At 34.6% G+C, this 19,065-nt stretch carries 25 protein-coding genes and 1 riboswitch; of the genes, 17 read left to right on the top strand and 8 right to left on the bottom strand.

Annotated features, from left to right (window positions below; all coding sequences use genetic code 11):
• The first annotated feature begins 11 nt into the window (after window positions 1–11).
• Window positions 12–872 (top strand): GNAT family N-acetyltransferase, encoded by an 861-nt coding sequence (locus ILS93_RS12580; RefSeq protein WP_064476575.1) that lies wholly within the window; start codon window positions 12–14, stop codon window positions 870–872.
• Window positions 873–905: 33 nt separating this feature from the next.
• Here the strand turns inward: ILS93_RS12580 and ILS93_RS12575 are convergent, their stop codons facing one another.
• Window positions 906–1,466, bottom strand: a complete 561-nt coding sequence (locus ILS93_RS12575) for a cysteine hydrolase family protein (protein WP_088048420.1) — start codon at window positions 1,464–1,466, stop codon at window positions 906–908.
• A gap of 182 nt (window positions 1,467–1,648) precedes the next feature.
• Between ILS93_RS12575 and ILS93_RS12570 the strand changes: the two genes are divergently transcribed.
• Entirely contained in the window at window positions 1,649–1,909 is a 261-nt protein-coding gene (locus ILS93_RS12570; protein ID WP_031531799.1) for a DUF6123 family protein, read from the top strand.
• A 2-nt stretch (window positions 1,910–1,911) separates the two neighbouring features.
• Here the strand turns inward: ILS93_RS12570 and ILS93_RS12565 are convergent, their stop codons facing one another.
• From ILS93_RS12565 to ILS93_RS12555, 3 genes are all read right to left on the bottom strand, one after another.
• The gene (locus ILS93_RS12565) at window positions 1,912–2,817 is read right to left on the bottom strand and encodes a DMT family transporter (RefSeq protein ID WP_064476573.1); all 906 of its coding nucleotides are present in this window, start codon (window positions 2,815–2,817) and stop codon (window positions 1,912–1,914) included.
• 13 nt (window positions 2,818–2,830) lie between these two features.
• Window positions 2,831–3,217, bottom strand: a complete 387-nt coding sequence (locus ILS93_RS12560; RefSeq protein WP_064476572.1) for a reverse transcriptase-like protein — start codon at window positions 3,215–3,217, stop codon at window positions 2,831–2,833.
• Window positions 3,218–3,287: 70 nt separating this feature from the next.
• Window positions 3,288–4,160: an aldose 1-epimerase family protein gene (locus tag ILS93_RS12555; RefSeq protein WP_088048421.1), complete on the bottom strand. Its 873-nt coding sequence runs from the start codon at window positions 4,158–4,160 to the stop codon at window positions 3,288–3,290.
• A gap of 132 nt (window positions 4,161–4,292) precedes the next feature.
• Window positions 4,293–4,337: riboswitch (PreQ1 riboswitch) on the top strand.
• A 6-nt stretch (window positions 4,338–4,343) separates the two neighbouring features.
• On the opposite strand from ILS93_RS12555, the gene ILS93_RS12550 reads away from it, so the two are divergent.
• From ILS93_RS12550 to ILS93_RS12540, 3 genes are all read left to right on the top strand, one after another.
• On the top strand, window positions 4,344–4,832 hold the full coding sequence (locus tag ILS93_RS12550) for a QueT transporter family protein (RefSeq protein ID WP_222660632.1): 489 nt from the start codon (window positions 4,344–4,346) through the stop codon (window positions 4,830–4,832).
• 148 nt (window positions 4,833–4,980) lie between these two features.
• Window positions 4,981–5,640, top strand: coding sequence for a ribonuclease H family protein (locus ILS93_RS12545; protein WP_222660631.1), 660 nt, complete (start codon window positions 4,981–4,983; stop codon window positions 5,638–5,640).
• Between the two features lie 12 nt (window positions 5,641–5,652).
• Window positions 5,653–5,829: a zinc-finger domain-containing protein gene (locus ILS93_RS12540; RefSeq protein WP_000358801.1), complete on the top strand. Its 177-nt coding sequence runs from the start codon at window positions 5,653–5,655 to the stop codon at window positions 5,827–5,829.
• 33 nt (window positions 5,830–5,862) lie between these two features.
• On the opposite strand, the gene ILS93_RS12535 is transcribed toward ILS93_RS12540, so the two are convergent.
• Window positions 5,863–6,111 (bottom strand): DUF2564 family protein, encoded by a 249-nt coding sequence (locus ILS93_RS12535; RefSeq protein WP_000534395.1) that lies wholly within the window; start codon window positions 6,109–6,111, stop codon window positions 5,863–5,865.
• A 119-nt stretch (window positions 6,112–6,230) separates the two neighbouring features.
• On the bottom strand, window positions 6,231–6,428 hold the full coding sequence (cspB, locus tag ILS93_RS12530; protein ID WP_001161731.1) for a cold shock-like protein CspB: 198 nt from the start codon (window positions 6,426–6,428) through the stop codon (window positions 6,231–6,233).
• Between the two features lie 266 nt (window positions 6,429–6,694).
• Between cspB and ILS93_RS12525 the strand changes: the two genes are divergently transcribed.
• The 8 genes from ILS93_RS12525 to ILS93_RS12490 all read left to right on the top strand — a co-directional run bounded on the left by ILS93_RS12525 (window position 6,695) and on the right by ILS93_RS12490 (window position 13,223).
• Complete coding sequence (locus ILS93_RS12525) at window positions 6,695–7,423, top strand: YqcI/YcgG family protein (RefSeq protein ID WP_064476568.1); 729 nt, start codon at window positions 6,695–6,697, stop codon at window positions 7,421–7,423.
• A gap of 138 nt (window positions 7,424–7,561) precedes the next feature.
• Window positions 7,562–8,194, top strand: a complete 633-nt coding sequence (locus ILS93_RS12520) for a LysE family transporter (protein ID WP_000466561.1) — start codon at window positions 7,562–7,564, stop codon at window positions 8,192–8,194.
• Window positions 8,195–8,213: 19 nt separating this feature from the next.
• Window positions 8,214–8,507 carry a hypothetical protein gene (locus tag ILS93_RS12515; protein WP_064476567.1) on the top strand — a complete coding sequence of 98 codons (294 nt, stop codon included), beginning with the start codon at window positions 8,214–8,216 and terminating at the stop codon, window positions 8,505–8,507.
• Between the two features lie 82 nt (window positions 8,508–8,589).
• A complete protein-coding gene (locus tag ILS93_RS12510; protein ID WP_064476566.1) occupies window positions 8,590–9,219 on the top strand; it encodes a sterol desaturase family protein in 630 nt (209 codons plus the stop codon).
• A gap of 221 nt (window positions 9,220–9,440) precedes the next feature.
• Window positions 9,441–9,782: a DUF485 domain-containing protein gene (locus ILS93_RS12505; RefSeq protein ID WP_000817375.1), complete on the top strand. Its 342-nt coding sequence runs from the start codon at window positions 9,441–9,443 to the stop codon at window positions 9,780–9,782.
• Between the two features lie 2 nt (window positions 9,783–9,784).
• A complete protein-coding gene (locus ILS93_RS12500) occupies window positions 9,785–11,335 on the top strand; it encodes a solute symporter family protein (RefSeq protein WP_222660629.1) in 1,551 nt (516 codons plus the stop codon).
• A 179-nt stretch (window positions 11,336–11,514) separates the two neighbouring features.
• The gene (locus ILS93_RS12495) at window positions 11,515–12,864 is read left to right on the top strand and encodes an aspartate aminotransferase family protein (RefSeq protein ID WP_222660627.1); all 1,350 of its coding nucleotides are present in this window, start codon (window positions 11,515–11,517) and stop codon (window positions 12,862–12,864) included.
• Window positions 12,865–12,944: 80 nt separating this feature from the next.
• On the top strand, window positions 12,945–13,223 hold the full coding sequence (locus tag ILS93_RS12490) for a DUF3986 family protein (protein WP_222660625.1): 279 nt from the start codon (window positions 12,945–12,947) through the stop codon (window positions 13,221–13,223).
• 63 nt (window positions 13,224–13,286) lie between these two features.
• Here ILS93_RS12490 and ILS93_RS12485 read toward each other — a convergent pair whose 3' ends face one another.
• Window positions 13,287–14,450, bottom strand: coding sequence for a cation:proton antiporter (locus ILS93_RS12485; protein WP_088048425.1), 1,164 nt, complete (start codon window positions 14,448–14,450; stop codon window positions 13,287–13,289).
• A 268-nt stretch (window positions 14,451–14,718) separates the two neighbouring features.
• Between ILS93_RS12485 and ILS93_RS12480 the strand changes: the two genes are divergently transcribed.
• Together ILS93_RS12480 and ILS93_RS12475 are read left to right on the top strand one after the other, a co-directional pair.
• Window positions 14,719–15,564, top strand: a complete 846-nt coding sequence (locus ILS93_RS12480) for a MerR family transcriptional regulator (RefSeq protein WP_088048426.1) — start codon at window positions 14,719–14,721, stop codon at window positions 15,562–15,564.
• A 129-nt stretch (window positions 15,565–15,693) separates the two neighbouring features.
• Window positions 15,694–17,049 carry an MATE family efflux transporter gene (locus ILS93_RS12475; protein WP_098102217.1) on the top strand — a complete coding sequence of 452 codons (1,356 nt, stop codon included), beginning with the start codon at window positions 15,694–15,696 and terminating at the stop codon, window positions 17,047–17,049.
• 36 nt (window positions 17,050–17,085) lie between these two features.
• Here ILS93_RS12475 and ILS93_RS12470 read toward each other — a convergent pair whose 3' ends face one another.
• Window positions 17,086–17,751 (bottom strand): DUF421 domain-containing protein, encoded by a 666-nt coding sequence (locus ILS93_RS12470; RefSeq protein WP_222660623.1) that lies wholly within the window; start codon window positions 17,749–17,751, stop codon window positions 17,086–17,088.
• A 160-nt stretch (window positions 17,752–17,911) separates the two neighbouring features.
• Between ILS93_RS12470 and ILS93_RS12465 the strand changes: the two genes are divergently transcribed.
• Both ILS93_RS12465 and ILS93_RS12460 read left to right on the top strand, forming a co-directional pair.
• On the top strand, window positions 17,912–18,490 hold the full coding sequence (locus ILS93_RS12465; RefSeq protein WP_222660622.1) for a YdcF family protein: 579 nt from the start codon (window positions 17,912–17,914) through the stop codon (window positions 18,488–18,490).
• Between the two features lie 148 nt (window positions 18,491–18,638).
• Entirely contained in the window at window positions 18,639–18,956 is a 318-nt protein-coding gene (locus ILS93_RS12460; RefSeq protein ID WP_222660620.1) for a magnetosome magnetite crystal formation protein family, read from the top strand.
• Window positions 18,957–19,065 lie beyond the last annotated feature (109 nt).

Below are 19,065 nucleotides of genomic sequence, written 5' to 3'. Positions count from 1 at the left end.
GGGGATGGGGAATGATTGGATTGAAAATAAGAGTGGATCGTCTTAGAAAAGAAAATATAGAGGATATTGTTGCATTATCTTCTTATATTGGCTGGGATTATAACAGAGAAGAAATTGAGACTATTTTTGACTCAGGTATTGTATACGGTGTGTGGAATGGGAGGAAGGAACTTATTGCTAGCGCGGCAATTATATTATATGGGGAGAAATTAGCGTCTATCGGAATGGTGATTGTACATCCGATTTATAAGGGAGGTGGGATCGGAAAGGCGATAACGAATTCATGCATTATGACTGTATCAGCTCAAACTCCAATAATGCTTATTGCTACGGATGAGGGAAAGCCTTTATACGAAAAGTTAGGGTTCAAGTCAGTGAGCTATGTTTCTAAATACATATGCAACTCATACAATGTGAATCATAAATGTGTAGAAAATGAAGAATGTATGATGGATTATGAAGAGGTTGATTTAGAAGAAATAATAAAAATAGATGAATATGCGTTTGGAACAAATAGAAAAGTATTTTTAAAGAAAAGAATTATACAAAGTGAACAATGCATCGTTGTAAAGGACAACAAACAAAATGTATTAGGTTACGGTTTAAGTATACAAACACTAGAAAATAAAATAATAGGTCCGGTCGTTGCTGAAAATGATGCGATGGCAATGAGAATTGTACATTATTTAGCAAGAGAACATCATGGTAAAGTAAGAATTGATGTACCAGAGGGTAAAAAAGATTTTATAAATCAATTAGAGGCTGTTGGCTTTCAAAAGGTTAATACACCACCAATTATGATGAGAAATAGTGAACAATTATTAAAACGGAATAATGGGCTCTATAGTATTGCAGCGCAAATTTTCGGATGAAAAAGAATCCTTCTGAATGAAGGATTCTTTTTATTAATTACGATATTGGTCGTGAGTTGGTTGAAAAAGGTCTTCCTCGACATCTCTAACCATTGAAAAATGATCAACGTTATAATGTCCATGTAGAGTTTTATTATGATGACCAATAATTTGCTCTGCAGATAATACGTTAGAATCAGTTGTGGAATGACCGTTTTTAATTAATGTAACATCAAATCCTTGTACAGTAGCTGTTCTAACTGCGGTGTCGATGCAATGTTCTGTTTTACATCCACCGATAACGATATGATTAATTTTTTCTTCTTTTAAAAGTTCAAGTAGAGAAGTGCCATAGAATGAGTTTGTTGCTGCTTTATTAATAAGGATTGCAGACTGAGGTACTTTAATTTCATTATGTACTTCAAATCCTTCTCCACTACCAGAAGCAACATCGATATCTCTTACGAAAACAATAAGGGCATTTGCATCTATCGCTTTCTGTACGGCTGTATTTAGTGTAGATAATAACTCGGTTTTACGAAAAACTTCTTTTTCTTGTTCATTTCCATCCATTAATTCTTGCTGCGCATCGATAATTAATAGTGCTTGTTTCATCGTGTCTCCCCTTTAATATGAAATAAGTTCCACTATACATATTCATTCATATTACAAGGAAATCCTCTATTGTCTATGCAGTAGACGATAGATTTACAAAGTTGTCAAAGAAATTTCATTCTCATAGCGTGTAAAAACATGTATGATAGGAGATGGAGAATTTTTGAGTAGGTGGGAATAACATGCAAACAGTAGAAGATTATCTTTCATTCTTACATATGAAAGGATTTAAATTATCAGAGGAAGCACAAGGGTTTATTATGTTCGGACAAGGATATACTGGTGCATCTGATGGTATTGTGAACGCGGCAATAGAAGCGACAATTAAACATCAATTACAGTTTGATGGAAGTTATTTTGTTGCGTTATTAGAACGATTGAAAGAAGAAGAAATTACAGATAAAAAAAGCGCTAAGGCTTTTATGCGAAAGTTACAAGCGTAACTTCACGCAGCCTGCGCTTCTTTTTTTGTTTTGGAAGGTAATTCAACAAAAACCATGCCTAGGAAAATACATAGACATCCGATAATAGCAGAAATAGAAAGTTGTTCGTTTGCAACGAGAACGCCTGTTAATGCAGCAAAAACGGGCTCCATTGCGAAAATAATTGCTACTCTCGTTGGAGACGTATGTTTTTGTGCAGATGTTTGAATGAAAAAAGCAATGGATGTCGCGAATAGGGAAGTTAGAAATAGAGCGAATAAAAAAGAAGAATTCGTCCATAGTGCTACTGAAAATAATTTTTCCCAATCTTCAAACAAAAAGGCGCAAATAGAAGAAAACATACCGACAGCTAATACTTGCGACGTGCTTAATAATAAAGGTGATATTTTCTTAGAGAAGAAGCCGTTAACGAGAATATGAGCAGCGAAAGCAACTGCACAACCGAGAACGAGTATATCGCCGATGTTTAATTGAAAAGAATCACCAGCTGTTAATAAGTATAAACCTGCTGTTGCTACAGCAATACCAAATACGATAAAAATAGTAGCTTTTTGTTTTAAAAAGATAAAAGATAGAATTGGTACCATAACGATACTAAGCCCTGTTAAGAAGCCTGCTTTTGAAGAAGTTGTATAAAGTAAGCCGAATGTTTGTAATACATAGCCAATACATAAAAAGAATCCAACGATTAATCCAGCGAGGCTACTCTGTTTTATATCTTGTTTTGAAGATTTTTTTGAGAAAATCATTTGAACGAATAATAAAATAATTCCAGCGAATAAAAAGCGAATACCATTAAAAGTAAATGGACCAACGAAAGACATAGCATTTTGAACGACAACAAATGTAGCTCCCCAAATAAAAGAGACGAATAATAACGCAAGAGGAGCAATCCAATCTTTTTTCACACTCATCCCCCCGTTAATTTTGTAAGATAGCTTTTCTAGCTAATTCATCAGCAACTTTATTTTGACTACTTGGAATCCACTTAATAAAAAAGAGATCGAAACTTTTTATGTACTGTAATGCTTCCTCTAATAGTGGTGCAAACATTTTATTTTTTGCGTATTCTTTTTCAACAGCTCGCTCGACAAGTTGCGAATCTGTACGAAAAGAGACAATGTTATAATTATGCTCCGTGCAATATTTTAATGCCGCAAGTAAAGCGTGGTATTCTGCTTCATGATTGGACATTCTCCCAAGGGGCAGTGATAATTGTACAGCTGGTTGCACCCCTTTAATAAACACGCCTGCACCAGAAGGACCAGGATTTCCTTTTGATGCACCATCAATATATACTTCAATCAAAATGAGAAACCTCCATATTATAAGATGATCCCCTACTTATATGTTTCCTTGAAGTAGGGGATAGAGTAACTTAGCCGATTGTAATACTATAACGACATGTAAATGTTTCATTCGCTTGTAAAGATTGAATTCCTTTTTTTTCCTTGAAATCTTTTGCTGGATTTACTTCATCAGCAATACCGTACCAAGGTTCAATACATAAGAAAGGTGCGTTCTCGCCTGGTGTCCACACGCCAACAAATGGGAATCCATCAAATTCTACTTTTACAAATTTATTATGTTTATGAGAACGAATAGAGATTTCATCCGTATTCATATTTTCAAAAATAAGCGCATCATTTTTAAATAAATCGTATGTAAGTGGTAATTCATTCGTATTTTCAGCAATTAATTGTTTTTTACTTGAAAGGTAAGGTCCTTCTAATACGCTTGTTTCTAAGCGTTCAGAATCATTAAATGATAAATGATAATCTGTAAATGATTCGCCCTCTAATAAGGGGAAGTTGAAACCAGGGTGTGCTCCGATTGAGAAGAACATCTCTTTTGAAGCAGGATTATTTACTTCATATGTTACATGAACGATTTGTTCATCTAGTTCATAAGAAACGAGTAATTCGAATTCGTATGGGTATTTTTTTAATGTCTCTTCATTACTAGTAACAATGTAAGTGATTTTTGTTTCACTTTGTTCTTTTACAGAGAATGTAAGATCACGAGCAAAGCCGTGCTGTGTTAAAGAATATGGTTTACCATCTACGTAGTATGTATTATCTACTAATCGGCCGACAATTGGGAATAAAATTGGTGCGCGGCGCCCCCAATAAGTAGAATCGCCTTGCCATAAGTATTCAGTGTTATCTTCTTTTAAGCGAACGCTTTGTAATTCTGCACCATTGTCAGAAATGGAAACGATCACTTTTTCATTTTGAATTGTTGCTGTCATGAAGTGAAACCTCCTAAAACTTTCATATGTTTTATTATACGTTGTCCAAAAGAAAAAAGGTAGTTAATGATAGGGATCTATTGACGAAAGAGTGTGTATTGCGTAGAATATAATCTTGTTGCTTAAAAAACGAATAACGTGGTTCGAAACCATCCCACGTAAAAAAACTAAGGAGATTTTGTCATGAATATTAGAACATTAGTCGGTAATGGTATTTTAGCGGCATTATATATTGCTGTTTCTATGCTGATTCAGCCATTTGGCTTTACGAATGTACAGTTTCGTATTTCAGAGATGTTTAATCATCTTGTTGTATTTAATAAGAAAGCAATTTACGGAATTGTAGTAGGTGTATTTTTAACAAATCTCTTTTTCTCACCTATGATCGCTTACGATTTAGTATTTGGAGTAGGGCAATCTATTCTTGCATTAGTTGCAACGATTATTTCTATGCGATTTATTAAAGGTGTTTGGGCTCGTATGATTTTTAATACAGTTATTTTTACAATTACAATGTTTATGATTGCAACTGAACTTCATCTTGCATTTGATTTACCATTTATGTTGACTTGGTTAACATGTGCAATCGGTGAATTTGTTGTCATGGCGATTGGTATGCCTGTAATGTACTGGATTAATAAACGAGTACAATTTGAAAGATTTATGCAATAGATGAAAGAGCTATTCCTATAGGGATAGCTCTTTTTGTATGTAAGCAAATTGAATATAATGCTGTGACTCTTGATACAATATAATAAAATAAAGTGAGGCTTTCATTAGCTGACTACATATAAGAAATCTTATATAAGGGGAATCTAGTATGAAATATAAAATCCATTGGTTGTATAAAACAAAGAGCGGATTACAGACGGAATTAACGACAGATTATATGAACATAGAAGATGCATTGCAATTTGCAGAGGATTTCGAGAAAACAGGAAGAGTGAAAGAACTATCATTTTATGATGAAATGGATGCAGAATGGTCATTAAAGGAAATGAAAAAGCTGAGTAAACAAGTGGAGGAAGAGCCCCAAGAAATACTCGTTTATTTTGATGGCGGTTATGATGTACAGACGAAAGAAGCTGGAGTAGGTATATGTGTATACTATAAAAAAGGAAATATAAAATACCGAATTCGCCGTAATGCATATATAGAAGGTATATATGATAATAATGAAGCGGAATATGCATCATTACTATATGGCATGAATATACTCGAGGAATTAGGAATTAAGTATGAAGCAGTTACACTTCGCGGCGATTCTCAAGTTGTACTGCAGCAATTGGCTGGAGAATGGCCGTGTTATGATGAGCATTTAAATCATTACTTAGATCAAATTGAACAAAAAGCGAAGCAAATGAAATTAAAACTTGTATGTGAGCCGATATCTAGAAAACAAAATAAAGAAGCGCATCAATTAGCTACGCAAGCATTAGAAGGAACAGTCATTGATAGTCATAAAGAAATAACCGAATAGAGAGGTGCAAAGGTGGATAAAAAGCAACTCATTACAGAGGTAAATGACTTATTAGAAACGTATTGTGAAGGATGTTTTTTGCGAGAACATAATCGAAAGACAAATAGTAAGTATTATGCTCATTCCTTTTGTATACGACAATGTACAGTTGGAGAAACATTGAAAAAGTATGGAGAACAGTTATCATGAAAAAACATCCAGAGAAAATTCTCTGGATGTTTTTTAGTGTCTTGCTTCATTTAATTGATGCTCGCATTTACTTAATTTCTTTTCCTCATTCATTAAAAATGGCTCATCTAAATCTGTCGCAACAGATTTCATAATTTCAAGCTGAGAGCGAGCGGCTTCTACAGCAGTAGTTGCATGCTCTAATGTATCTGGATCCATTGAAATTGTCGCTGATCCTACCATTTTTTGTGCTGTTTCTACACGGAATTTCACTTCTTCAAAATCATTTACTTCTGATCCCATTATTACTTCCTCCTTTGTATATTGCGCATTTCACATAGTTTTTGCTCTGTAAAACGGAAATATACAAAGGAATAACAAAGGAGGTTACCAAGTAAGGTAACCTCCTGTTATATGTTGGATTAAAGTTTTACTACGTTAGCAGCTTGAGGTCCGCGGTTTCCTTCAGTGATATCGAAAGATACTTCTTGACCTTCTTCTAAAGCTTTGTAGCCGTCACCTTGAATAGCAGAGAAATGTACGAATACATCGTCAGCGCCTTCCATTTCGATAAATCCAAAACCTTTTTCGTTGTTAAACCATTTTACTTTTCCTTGCATGTTACAATTCCTCCTAAAAACATTTGCTTTTTTCATTTAGTGAAATTCATTTGAAAGATAATATAAACTAAAAATGCTATAATCTTGAATATTCTGCTAAATGATTAATTTAAATATACACGAATTGGTAGAAATTAGTCAAGTAAGCGATTTTATTTTTTTGTATTTTTAAATAATTTTCCAGCCGAATTTTTAAATAGGTATAGGACAGGCCGAGTATGTAATATTCTTAATTGAATGCTATACATAATGAGGTGAAAGAAAGAATGAATGAGTCTTATTTATTAGATAATGAAGGAATGAGAACGAGAACTGACATACCAAATTGGGTTACAAAAGAATTTCAAAATTTTTCGAGTGTCGTGCTAGAACCAACTTTCCCGTGTTATTTCGGCTTAACAGCTTTAAAAAAGAATGAACTTCGTTATTCATTTCTCTCTCATAATGATTGGAGTCATTTGCCACATACAATGTTATCTTTTTTAGAGTTAATGAAAGAGCGCCCAATTGTAAGAAGAGGGTTCTTTCTTTTTGTGGAACCGGAATGTGAGGAACAATCACTGGAATATTATCGTGATTACTTTTGGAAAGTACTACAATATTTACATGAAAACGATGATCAAACATGGCCGAAGCAAATTCCGGAAGACCCAGACCATTACTTATGGGAATTTTCATTTGGTGGTGAACCGATATTCGCATTTGGAAATGCGCCAGCTTATAAACAAAGAAAAACTAGGCATTTAGGAAATTCTCTCGTTATTGGGTTTCAACCACGCACCATCTTTGATGGATTAGAAGGGGATCGCCCTAAAGGAGCATATTCAAGACAAACGGTCCGAGATCGAGTTGAAAAGTGGGATCAGCTGCCGAAACATCCTAATATTAGTCATTATGGTGATCCAGATCATCGCGAATGGAAACAATACTTCATAGGAGACGATGTAGAGGTGGTAAAAGGAAAATGTCCTTTTCTTCATAAGTTAGAAAAGTAAGAGCCATCATCCAGATGGCTCTTTTGTATATTTTGGATAAAAAAGGGTATTTTAGTAGTAAATATTTTGATGAAAGCTAGTCTATTTTTAATCATTACAACATTACTTAATAGTAAAGGAAGTAGAAAGGATAGAGCGATGTTTGGAGCGATTATACAACAAATTGTATTAGGTATTTCATTAGCTGCGCCAGTAGGTCCGATTAATATTGAAATGTTAAAACGAGGAATTGAACGAGGTTTTTGGCATGCGTGGGTTGTTGGAATTGGTGGGATGACTGCAGATATTTTGTTTATGCTTCTCATCTACTTCGGTTTATCTTCTGTGTTTATGTATACATATGTACAAGCTTTTATGTATTGCACAGGGTTTTTCTTATTATTTTATTTAGGATTTCAAAGTGTAAAACAAGGAATTTCCCACACGAATATGGAATATAAAAAGGAAGAGGTAGGTGGCCTGAAACAATCGTTTATGGCAGGTTTTTTAATTGCGATATCCAATCCATTAAATCTTGTTTTTTGGTTTGGTATATACGGAAGTACACTTAGCTCATTGCTTACGAAGGTAACGAAACAAGAAGCATTTTTGTACAGTCTTTGTATTATCGTTGGCATTATTTTATGGAATTTAAATATTGCTTTTTCTGTCCATTTTGGCAGAACTTTATTAAAGCAAAAAGCACTTGGCTATATAACAGCCGGAGCAGGTATTATTTTAGTAGGATATTCTATCCATTTTGCATACAAAGCTTTACAGTTGTTCACATAAGATTGAAGGGGAGATTTTTATGTATCGAACCACTATTGACGGAAAAGAAATTATTATTACGTTAGCACCAAAAATCCGAAAAGAAATTACTGATAGGAATCCACTATATGAAGCGGTATTTCATACTGCAGCAAGATTACTACAAACAAAGCAACCGACGTTTGCGGTAAATCATGAAATATTTGGGCTCATTATTGGAGAGGTACAAAGAGGAGAAGTAACAGTGTTTGCGGTGGAACATATTATTCCAAAGCAAAATATATTTGGATCGAACAATTTTTTCTCGACAATAGAGCAGCAGGCAAATTTGTAAAGTGAATAGAATAAAATAAAAAATAAAAGAAATAGTCGTAACGATATGTTGCGGCTGTTTTTTTGGAAAAGGGGGAAGGAAGATGAAGAGAGTGGGGAAAGAGTTCTTTTTACAACATGATATCGTTATTATGTATAGTATTTTATTTGTTTTTATCATTATTTTAAAAATGCAATTTTTCACATGGATCGGTATGTTCGCGTGTTTGTTTGGGATTGTTTTTTATACGCTTAACGAATATATGACACATCGATTTTTATTTCACTTAAAGCCACCTAAAAACGTATTTTTATTAAAAATGTTAAGAAGATTACATTATGATCATCACGTATATCCAGATGATTTAAAACTATTATTTTTGCCTGTATGGTTTAGTATACCTAGTTTTACTATATATTTACTTATATCATACGCTATAACAAAAAGTGTTACTATTACACTTTCATTCGGAATTGGAATGATTATTATGCTTCTCGTTTATGAATGGAAACATTATATTGCACATAAGCCAATTCGTCCGTTCACTAAGTTTGGGCGATGGCTCAAAAAACAGCACATATTACACCATTATAAAAATGAAAAGTTTTGGTTTGGTGTTTCAAATCCCGTATTCGATTTCATATTTGGAACGCTTAAAGATGGAAAGGACGTTGAATTAAGCGAAACAGCTCGTAATTTAGAAAAAGAGAAAAAGACAGAAGTAGTGCGATAAGCACTACTTTTTTATTCTGTTTTAATGGGCATCAAATCTTGACTGGTATGAGATTGAAGTACGTAATTTTTATGTTGAAAAAGTATATTAAAAATTTAGGGGAAATTGCCGAAAAATGTCTATCGAAAAATCTTTGCAGGAATGTATGGATTGTCTAAAATGGAAATAAGTTTCTGAATATTTATAAAATTCAGCCTTTAGGTATGCAAGGGGGAATGGGAATGAAAAGAGATGATACGTCAGCACGTAAGTTACAAAATGAAGTGAATTATACAGAGGTTGTTCAGTCAGAAGAATTTCAATTGCTATTAAATACGAAAAAGAAGTTTATCGTTCCGATGAGTATTTTCTTTTTAAGCTTTTTTATTGCATTACCTATTTTAACATCGTATTCAAAGGTACTCAATACACCAGCATTTGGGGATGTTACGTGGGCATGGGTGTTTGCATTTGCGCAATTTATCATGACGTGGTCATTATGTATGATTTATAGCAAAAAAGCAGAATCCTTTGATGAAATCTCGCAAAAAATTCTACAAGATATGCAAAAAGGGAGGGGCTGACTTTGAATATAACCGCTTTTGCACTATTTTTAATCATCGTTCTTGGTACACTCGTCATAACTTATTTTGCGTCGAAGAAAACGAAAAATGCGAGTGAGTTTTATACAGCTGGAGGGGGATTAACTGGTTGGCAAAATGGTCTGGCCATTGCGGGAGATTACATGTCTGCTGCGTCATTTCTTGGTATAGCCGGAGCGATCGCATTAACTGGGTTTGATGGGTTCTTTTATAGTATCGGCTTTTTAGTTGCTTATTTAGTTGTTCTATACCTTGTTGCAGAACCGCTTAGAAATTTAGGGAAGTACACGTTAGCGGATATGATTGCGGCACGTTTTGATGCGAAAAAAGTTCGCGGCGTTGCAGCGCTTAATACAATGACGATTTCGATTTTTTATATGATTGCACAATTAGTTGGGGCTGGTGCACTTATTAAATTATTATTAGGGATCGAATATACGACATCAGTTTTAATCGTTGGTACATTAATGACAGTGTACGTTATTTTTGGCGGAATGACTGCGACGAGTTGGGTACAAATCGTTAAGGCTGTACTACTTATGGCTGGTACATTTATTATTTCTGTTATCGTTTTCTCAAAATTTAATTTTAGTGTGACTGAAATGTTCGCGCAAATGAAAACTGCTACTCCGTTAAAAGATTCGTTTTTAAATCCAGGAGTAAAGTATAAGGATGGTCTTGATACACTGTCTTTAAATTTAGGACTAGTTCTTGGTACTGCCGGATTACCCCATATTCTTGTTCGCTTTTTTACAGTACGTGATGCAAAAACGGCACGGCAATCTGTTGTGTACGCTACGTGGTTAATTGGCGCATTTTATATTATGACAATCTTCTTAGGATTTGGGGCAGCAGCATTTGTAGGGAATGAGGCAATTATGAAAGCAAACCCTGCTGGTAATATGGCAGCACCTTTATTAGCTAAAGCGTTAGGTGGAGATTTCTTATTTGCTTTCGTTTCAGCAATTGCCTTTGCAACTATTTTAGCTGTAGTGGCAGGCCTTGTATTAACAGCAGCAGCAGCATTTGCACATGATTTTTATAATGAAATTATTCGCAAGGGGAAATCAACGGAAAAAGAGCAAGTTTCAATGGCTCGCTATGCGTCTATTGGGGTAGCGGTATTATCCATTATACTAGCGTTATTTGCTCAAACATTGAACGTAGCATTTTTAGTTTCATTAGCATTTGCAGTTGCAGCGAGTGCAAATCTACCAGTTATATTATTCACAATATATTGGAAGCGCTTCAATACAACAGGTGCTATTTCGGGTATGGTCGTTGGTCTTGTATCAGCAATTGTTCTCGTAGCATTAAGTCCAAATGTTTGGAACCCTGTAGCTGGAAAAGCTATATTTGTGGGGGAAGCGATTTTCCCATATACGACACCTGGAATTATTTCAATTCCGCTTGGATTCCTTGCAGCATATTTAGGAACAGTTTTATCTAGTAAGAAAGAAGATGCTGCGAAATTTGATGAGATTCTTGTAAAATCTAATACAGGTCATGGTGTTAGTGATGCATCGTCGCATTAAAAAAAGAGGGGCTTTTCGATATATAAGAAAAGCTCCTTTTTCTTGTAAATATTACTGTATTGTAAGTAGGATTTTGTCTTAATTTTGTGGAATGAAAATAAGCAGGGAGAAATTTAAATCATCATGGCACCAGCGCAGCTTTTGTGAAAAATAAGTTGTTATGGAAGGTGGAAGAAATGATGAAAACGAAACAGACTGATGAATTATTAGCAAAAGATGAGCAATATGTTTGGCACGGAATGCGTCCCTTTAGTCCAAATAGTACAATGGTAGGGGCAAAAGCAGAAGGGTGCTGGGTTGAAGATATAGAAGGGAAAAGATATTTAGATGGTATGAGTGGTCTTTGGTGTGTGAATAGTGGATACGGAAGAAAAGAGCTTGCAGAGGCGGCTTATAAGCAATTACAAACATTATCATACTTTCCAATGTCACAATCGCATGAACCGGCTATAAAGCTTGCAGAAAAATTAAATGAGTGGCTTGGAGGGGAGTATGTTATTTTCTTCTCTAATAGTGGCTCGGAAGCGAACGAAACGGCTTTTAAAATAGCAAGGCAATACTATGCTCAAAAAGGTGAACCGCATCGTTATAAATTTATGTCACGTTACCGTGGGTATCATGGAAATACAATGGCAACGATGGCAGCGACGGGACAAGCACAGCGTAGATATCAATATGAGCCATTTACTTCAGGATTTTTACATGTAACACCGCCAGATTGTTATCGTATGCCTGAAATAGAAAGAGAGAACATTTATGATGTAGAATGTGTAAAAGAAGTAGATCGCGTTATGACATGGGAATTAAGTGAAACGATTGCAGCTTTTATTATGGAACCAATTATTACGGGCGGAGGCATTTTAATGCCGCCACAAGACTATATGAAAGCTATTCATGAAACGTGTCAAAAACACGGTGCACTTCTCATTAACGATGAAGTAATTTGCGGTTTCGGACGTACAGGAAAAGCATTTGGATTTATGAATTATGACGTTCAGCCGGATATTATTACGATGGCAAAAGGGATTACGAGTGCATATTTACCGTTATCAGCGACAGCTGTGAAAAGAGAAATATATGAAGCATTTAAAGGGAAGGGAGAATATGAATTCTTCCGTCATATTAATACATTTGGTGGAAATCCTGCGGCTTGTGCATTAGCGCTTAAAAACTTGGAGATTATGGAAAATGAAAATTTAATTGAGCGGTCTGCACAAATGGGCTCGCTTTTATTAGAGCAATTAAAAGAAGAAATTGGAGAGCATCCACTTGTTGGGAATATTAGAGGGAAAGGTCTACTAGTTGGAATTGAACTAGTAAATGATAAAGAGACGAAAGAGCCAATTGATAACGACAAAATTGCAAGTGTTGTAAATGCTTGTAAAGAAAAAGGGTTAATTATAGGACGAAACGGCATGACAACAGCAGGATATAATAACGTCTTAACGTTAGCACCACCACTTGTTATTTCAAGTGAAGAAATCGCCTTTGTTGTTGGAACGTTGAAGACAGCGATGGAACGCATTTAATGAACGAAGCGAGTCGTAATACGGCTCGCTTTTGTTTATTATGTGAAATATGATACATTTTCAAAGGGAGGGGAATTTTTATGAAGAAATATGATCCTAGTCAACATTATCACATCGGATATTATGAAGATGGATATGATTTAGAAGTGACGGCGTACAAAAGAATAAATGAACCAGTTTGGGATGCTTATATTCCGCACTTCGAGGCAGACGATTTTTATAAAAAAGTGGAGGAAATGAAACTAGGTGAATATATAGATGATTACGGCATTATGGTGTATTCATTTAGTAATGATATGGATGATGAAGAAGCACGAATTATTTTTGAAAAATGGTTAAAAAAGAACGAGATTGTTTAAAGATAAAATGAAAAAAGAGATTACTATCTTATAAGATAGTAATCTCTTTTTATTGTAGAAAGCTTATTTACTTGCTTTCATTGCTTTATCTTTAGCACCAAAAGTGTATTTTAACATTGGTGGTGTAATCATTGTAGTTAAAATAACGACGATAACGATAGCTGTAAAGTAATCTTGTGCTAAAAGACCTGAAGACAGTCCTGTTCCTGCGATGATAAGTGCAACTTCACCACGAGAAACCATTCCAGCCCCGATAATGGCAGAAGACTTAGCGTCAAATCCAGTCATTCGTGCACCGAATCCACAACCAATTAGTTTCGTTAATACAGCGATTACTGTTAATGCTAGGATGAACCAAATTTGATTGCCAATACCGTCAAATGTAATATTCATACCGATACTAACGAAGAACACTGGAACGAACATAGCGTAAGCGATTGGTTCTACTTTCTTTTCTACTTCATGTTTGTAGTTCGTTTGAGAAATAGCGATACCAGCTGCGAAAGCACCGATAATACCAGCAATTCCTAATAATTCACCGAAATATGCGAATGAGAAACAGATGATAAGAGCCGCGCTTACGATAGACTCAGATACGCGCAGTGGTGATAACCAGCGCATGATTGCAGGAACACCTTTCCATCCGATTAAAATAATAGAAGCGAAGAATACAACTTTCTTCAAGATAACCATTGTTAAGTTAACATCGTCTGTACCTAAGAAGCTCATTGCAAATGCTAATAAAATAACAACAAGAATGTCATCAAATACAGCTGCGCCAAGCATAGTTGTACTTTCACGTGTTTTCATCTTTCCTAAATCACGAAGTGTTTGTACGGAAATACTAACACTTGTCGCACATAGAAGTAATCCTAAAAATACAGCATTTCCTTGTTCCATTCCCATAACAAGACCAGAAACGTAACCACCTACGAATGGAAGAAGGATACCTCCAAGTGCAACTGCTAAAGAAGAATTACGATTTGCGTTTAATTCCTCTAAGTCTGTTTCAAGTCCTGCCATAAACATTAAAAGAATAACACCGACATTACTTAATTGTGTTAGAAGCTCTGAATTTTCAATCCAACCTAATATAGCTGGACCGATAACGATACCGACAATTAATTTACCTAGTACAGAAGGTTGACCTAGTCTAACACTAAGATCACCAGCAAGCTTTGTACTTAATAAAATAAGTGCAATTTGAAAGAAAAATTCGAAATCCATCGGATCCTCTCCTCATCATTTTTATTTTTATCATACGATTTCTCGGAATTTGCCTAATGAAAATATGTAAAACACATTAAACAAAGGGTCTGATTACAAGTTCTTTTGAACTCGTAATTTGAACCTGTAATTAATATATAATAAAATGTATGAAAAATCAATGAAAAAATAGCAGATTTTCATGATAGGATTCGATTTAGGTATGGAGGGAATCACTATATAATAAGAAGAAATAAGGCTACATTTTTTATGAATTGGAGAAGGATATATGTTATTAAATAAACGTTTTACAATTGGAGAAATGGCAAAAATGCATAATATAGCGGAATCTACTTTACGCTATTATGATGAAAAGGGGATTTTTCATCCGTCTATTGTGGACCCGCAAACAAATTATCGCTATTATACAATCGATCAATTTTCACTATTAGATACGATTAAATTTTTACGCCAATTAAATATTCCATTAAAGGAAATTAAGAAATATATTGATGAAAGAAATCCAGCATATGCACTCAATTTACTGGAAAAACAACAAGAAATGATGTTGAAAAAACAAAGAGACATTGAGTATGCTTTGGCGAAAATGGAACATAGAATTCATTTAATAAAGAAGGCGACAAAAGCAGAAACCGATCGAATTGTTATTAAAAAGATACCGAAAAGAAAAATAACAGCGATTGCAGTGGCGCCGAATACGACAGATGATATGTTTGATTACTATATTCATTCGCTTCAAAAAAATATGAAGCAAATGGATGATAGTCTATTTTCAGGAGATATAGGTGTGACAATTTCCAAAAAAGCATTCATGCAAAATGAATTTCAAGCATATAGCAGTGTGTTTATTCTTTTGGATTATATGCCGTATGAAGTGCATACTTCAGATGAAATTAAAGAAAGTTTATTTGCTTGTTCTTATCACCATGGACCATATGAAGAAACAGATGCAACGTATAGGGAGTTACTTTCATACATTGATAAAGAAGGTTACGAAGTGAATGGAGATTCGATTGAGATTGGGTTGATTGATTGGTCTGTAACAGAAAATCCAGAGGAGCAAGTAACAGAAATTCAAATTCCTATAATGAAAAAACAAAGCAATAAGATGTAGGACTCGTATCATTACAAACTGGCATCAAACACGATAATTCAGTTACCTATTTTTAAATTCTCTATTGACCTTCAAGTAACTTGAAGGTTTAAACTATGAACAGAGCATTGAAAAAGGAGCATTTATATGATGGAAACAACAGAAAAATTAAGAGAAAAACCAATAAAAAGTTTATTTATTTCTTATTTAATACCAGCTGTTCTTGGAATGGTATTAATGTCAGTTAATATTGTGATTGATGCGGTTATGATTAGTCGGGGAGTTGGAGCGAACGGATTAGCAGGAGTAAACGTGGCTATTCCAGCGTTTTCAATTTTCTTCTCTATTTCATTATGGATTGGAATGGGCGGAGCAACGTTATATTCCATTGCACTAGGTGAAAATAAATTAGAAAGAGCAAGGTCTATTTTTACTCAATCCATGACGGTAGCAGTAATTATCGTAGGTGTTTTAGCAGCGATTTGCTTATGGAGAATAGAAGATTTAGCATACTTATTTGGTGCAAACGAAGTGATTTTACCGTATGCTTTAGACTATTTACACGTATTATTAACATTTGGAATGATATACGTTTTAGAAAATATTTTAAGTACATTTATACGAAATGACGGAAATCCTAATTTAGCAATGGCAGGTCTAGTTGTAACGGCGGTATTAAATATAGTGTTTGACTATATCTTTATTTTCATCTTTGGATGGGGCGTAACAGGTGCTGCCTCAGCAACTATTCTTTCAGCAGCGATTGGTTTCCTTGTATTATTAACTCACTTCTTTAGAAAAAGTAGTATTTTAAAATGGACGAAATTCCATTTTGAATGGGATACAGTTAAACAAATTATGGTAATTGGTTTCCCGAGCTTTACAGCAGAAAGCACAGTTGCAATTGTAACAATCGGTTTTAACATTGCATTCGTTCAATATGCAGGAGAAGTAGGAGTCGCTTCTTATGCGATGGTGAACAGTATTCATGCGATGACATTACTACTATTCTTCGGTGTTGGAGCAGCGTTACAACCGATCGCTAGTTTCCATTACGGGGCAAATTTATCAGAAAGATTGCGTGAAGGATTAAAGTTCGCTGTAAAAATTGCGGTAGTACTCGGTGGTATTGCAATAGTTATCGGATTATTCTTCGGGAAATATATTATTGGTCTATTTGATGTCCAATCTCCAGAGTTATTGGAGTTAACATTAACGGGTATTAGCTTGTTCTTTATCCAATATGTATTTTTAGGCTATAACATTGTGTATGGAGAGTACTTCCAATCAGTGCGACAAACGACAAAATCAGTGCTTATTATAATGAGCCGAGGGTTACTATTTATTATTCCATTATTATGGATTATGCCAAAATTATTTGGGATAAATGGAATTTGGCTCGTTATGCCAGTAGCTGAAGTATTGACAGCGATTATCGTATTTACGATGAATCGTATGAAACATCCTGTTCCGTTAAATATGACAGGAAAGAAAGAAGCGATATAATGAAGAAAATCCCCTTGAGCAAGTAAGGGGATTTTTTTACTCTTTTAAACTAATTGCAAAAGATCCATCTGTTTCTTGAACAGACGCGAAAGCAACGCTTTTAATATTAGTGATGCCTTTTTCTTTTAATTCTTTATATAACCATTTTTCGTCCTTATGAATTAACTTTAAGTTATCGTATTGAATTTGCGAATCAACAATAAGAGCAATTGGTAATCCAGCATACGTAACATCTATGTTCAAATCTTTTGGAGTTAATGGTACAAGTTCACGCTTTGGTAAAATGCTAATGGCTCCGTTCGCTTCTAAAATAGCATATTCAATTTCGTGAACACTTGGGTATCCTGCAACGCGAAGGTTAGACAGTAGTTCAGCAATTGGATATCTACTTTTTTGTAAGTTCTCAAAAATAATGTCACCATGTTTAATTAAAATAATGGGGTGTCCAAGAATAAAACGATTTAGTTTGTTTAGTAAGCTTAATTTTGTAAGAAGCAAATGTAAACATGTAATAACGACCATACCGAGAAAAGCTTGCAAAGCACCAGAGACTGGTATGGCCTGAAAAGCTAAATAAGATAAAAAGATAATAGCCCCAAAATCATGAGGCGTTAGTTGTGCTAAAGCAGATTTACCGAGCAATTTAAGTGATAGTAAAAATAAGATGAAAAAGAACGATACGTTACATAAAAAGAGAAGCAATAGAGACACTCCTTCGTGCAAAGTTGTACTTACTGTTCCCGAAAGAAATATAAATATTACTTTCTAGAGGATAAATTAGGCTGAATTGGAATTTGTCTGTATACAAACAAATAAATGGATATTATCATGAAAGAAGCAAAGAACATAGGAGTATATGGATATGAAAAAGAAGAAAATAATTAAGTATATGATAGGCATTATAATGGTTTGCGCCGTTTATGCAGGATTTTTACAATATAACATATATAAGCATGGGCATATGAAAGCGACCTACGATGCTGATTATATAATTGTATTAGGATCGAAAGTAAACGGGAAGAAACCATCTTACTCATTGCAATATCGTATTGATAAAGCAGCTGAGTATTTAAAATCACATGAGAAAACAATTGCGATTGTGTCTGGAGGGAAAGGAAAAGGAGAAGATATTTCAGAAGCGTTAGCAATGAAAAATGGATTAATGAAACTGAAAATTGCAGAAGACCGCATCATTATGGAAGATAAGTCAACGAGTACAGATGAGAATATTAAATTCTCAAAACCTTTAATTCCGGACAATATGAAAAAGGGAATGATCGTAACAAACGACTTCCATATGTTTAGAGCGAAAAAAATAGCAGCAAAACAAGGTTTACAATTAGAAGGTCTTCCGGCCGAAACACCAAAGCGAATTGTCATTTCATCGAATTTACGAGAGTATTTAGCCATTACGCAATATTGGTTTATGAATCGAATATAGAGAAAATAATCCCGCCTGAAATTTCAGGCGGGATTATTTTAGAGGGAAATCTTACAAATATGTCATGTTCATGAAAGGTAAAGCGATAGTTTCTAGAATGGATTCCTGACATAATGAAGATAACAAAAACTATTTAGAGGTGAGTCGGATGAAAGGAAATAATATATTATCTTCACTATGTTACTTTAGTATCTTTTTTGCACCATTTTTACTACCAATTATCGTGTACTTCATTGCGGAGGACGAAGTGAAATACCACGCGAAAAAAGCATTTTGGTCACATATATTCCCATATGCAATCTTATTTGGTGGATTGGCAGTATCAGGCCTATACGGTTTAAGCTTCAATCAATCTGAGGGCGCTGGAATTGGCATGATGATCACATATGCGGTGTTCATTCTTGTAGGGATTTATTACTTCATTTGGAATATCGTAAAAGGTATTAAAGTTTTGAAAACAGCGTAATAAGATAAGAAATAATTTGATGTAAACCTGTCGGTATTTGTTGGTAAGTCGATATATTCGGAAAATCATCTATATAATTTCATTTACCGTACTAATAGACGTTTTAAAA

The organism is Bacillus sp. 16GRE42 (assembly GCF_019837435.1).
GTDB lineage: Bacteria > Bacillota > Bacilli > Bacillales > Bacillaceae_G > Bacillus_A > Bacillus_A wiedmannii.
The sequence above is the reverse complement of the archived record's forward strand: the minus strand, read 5'-3'. Positions and strand labels throughout refer to the sequence as shown.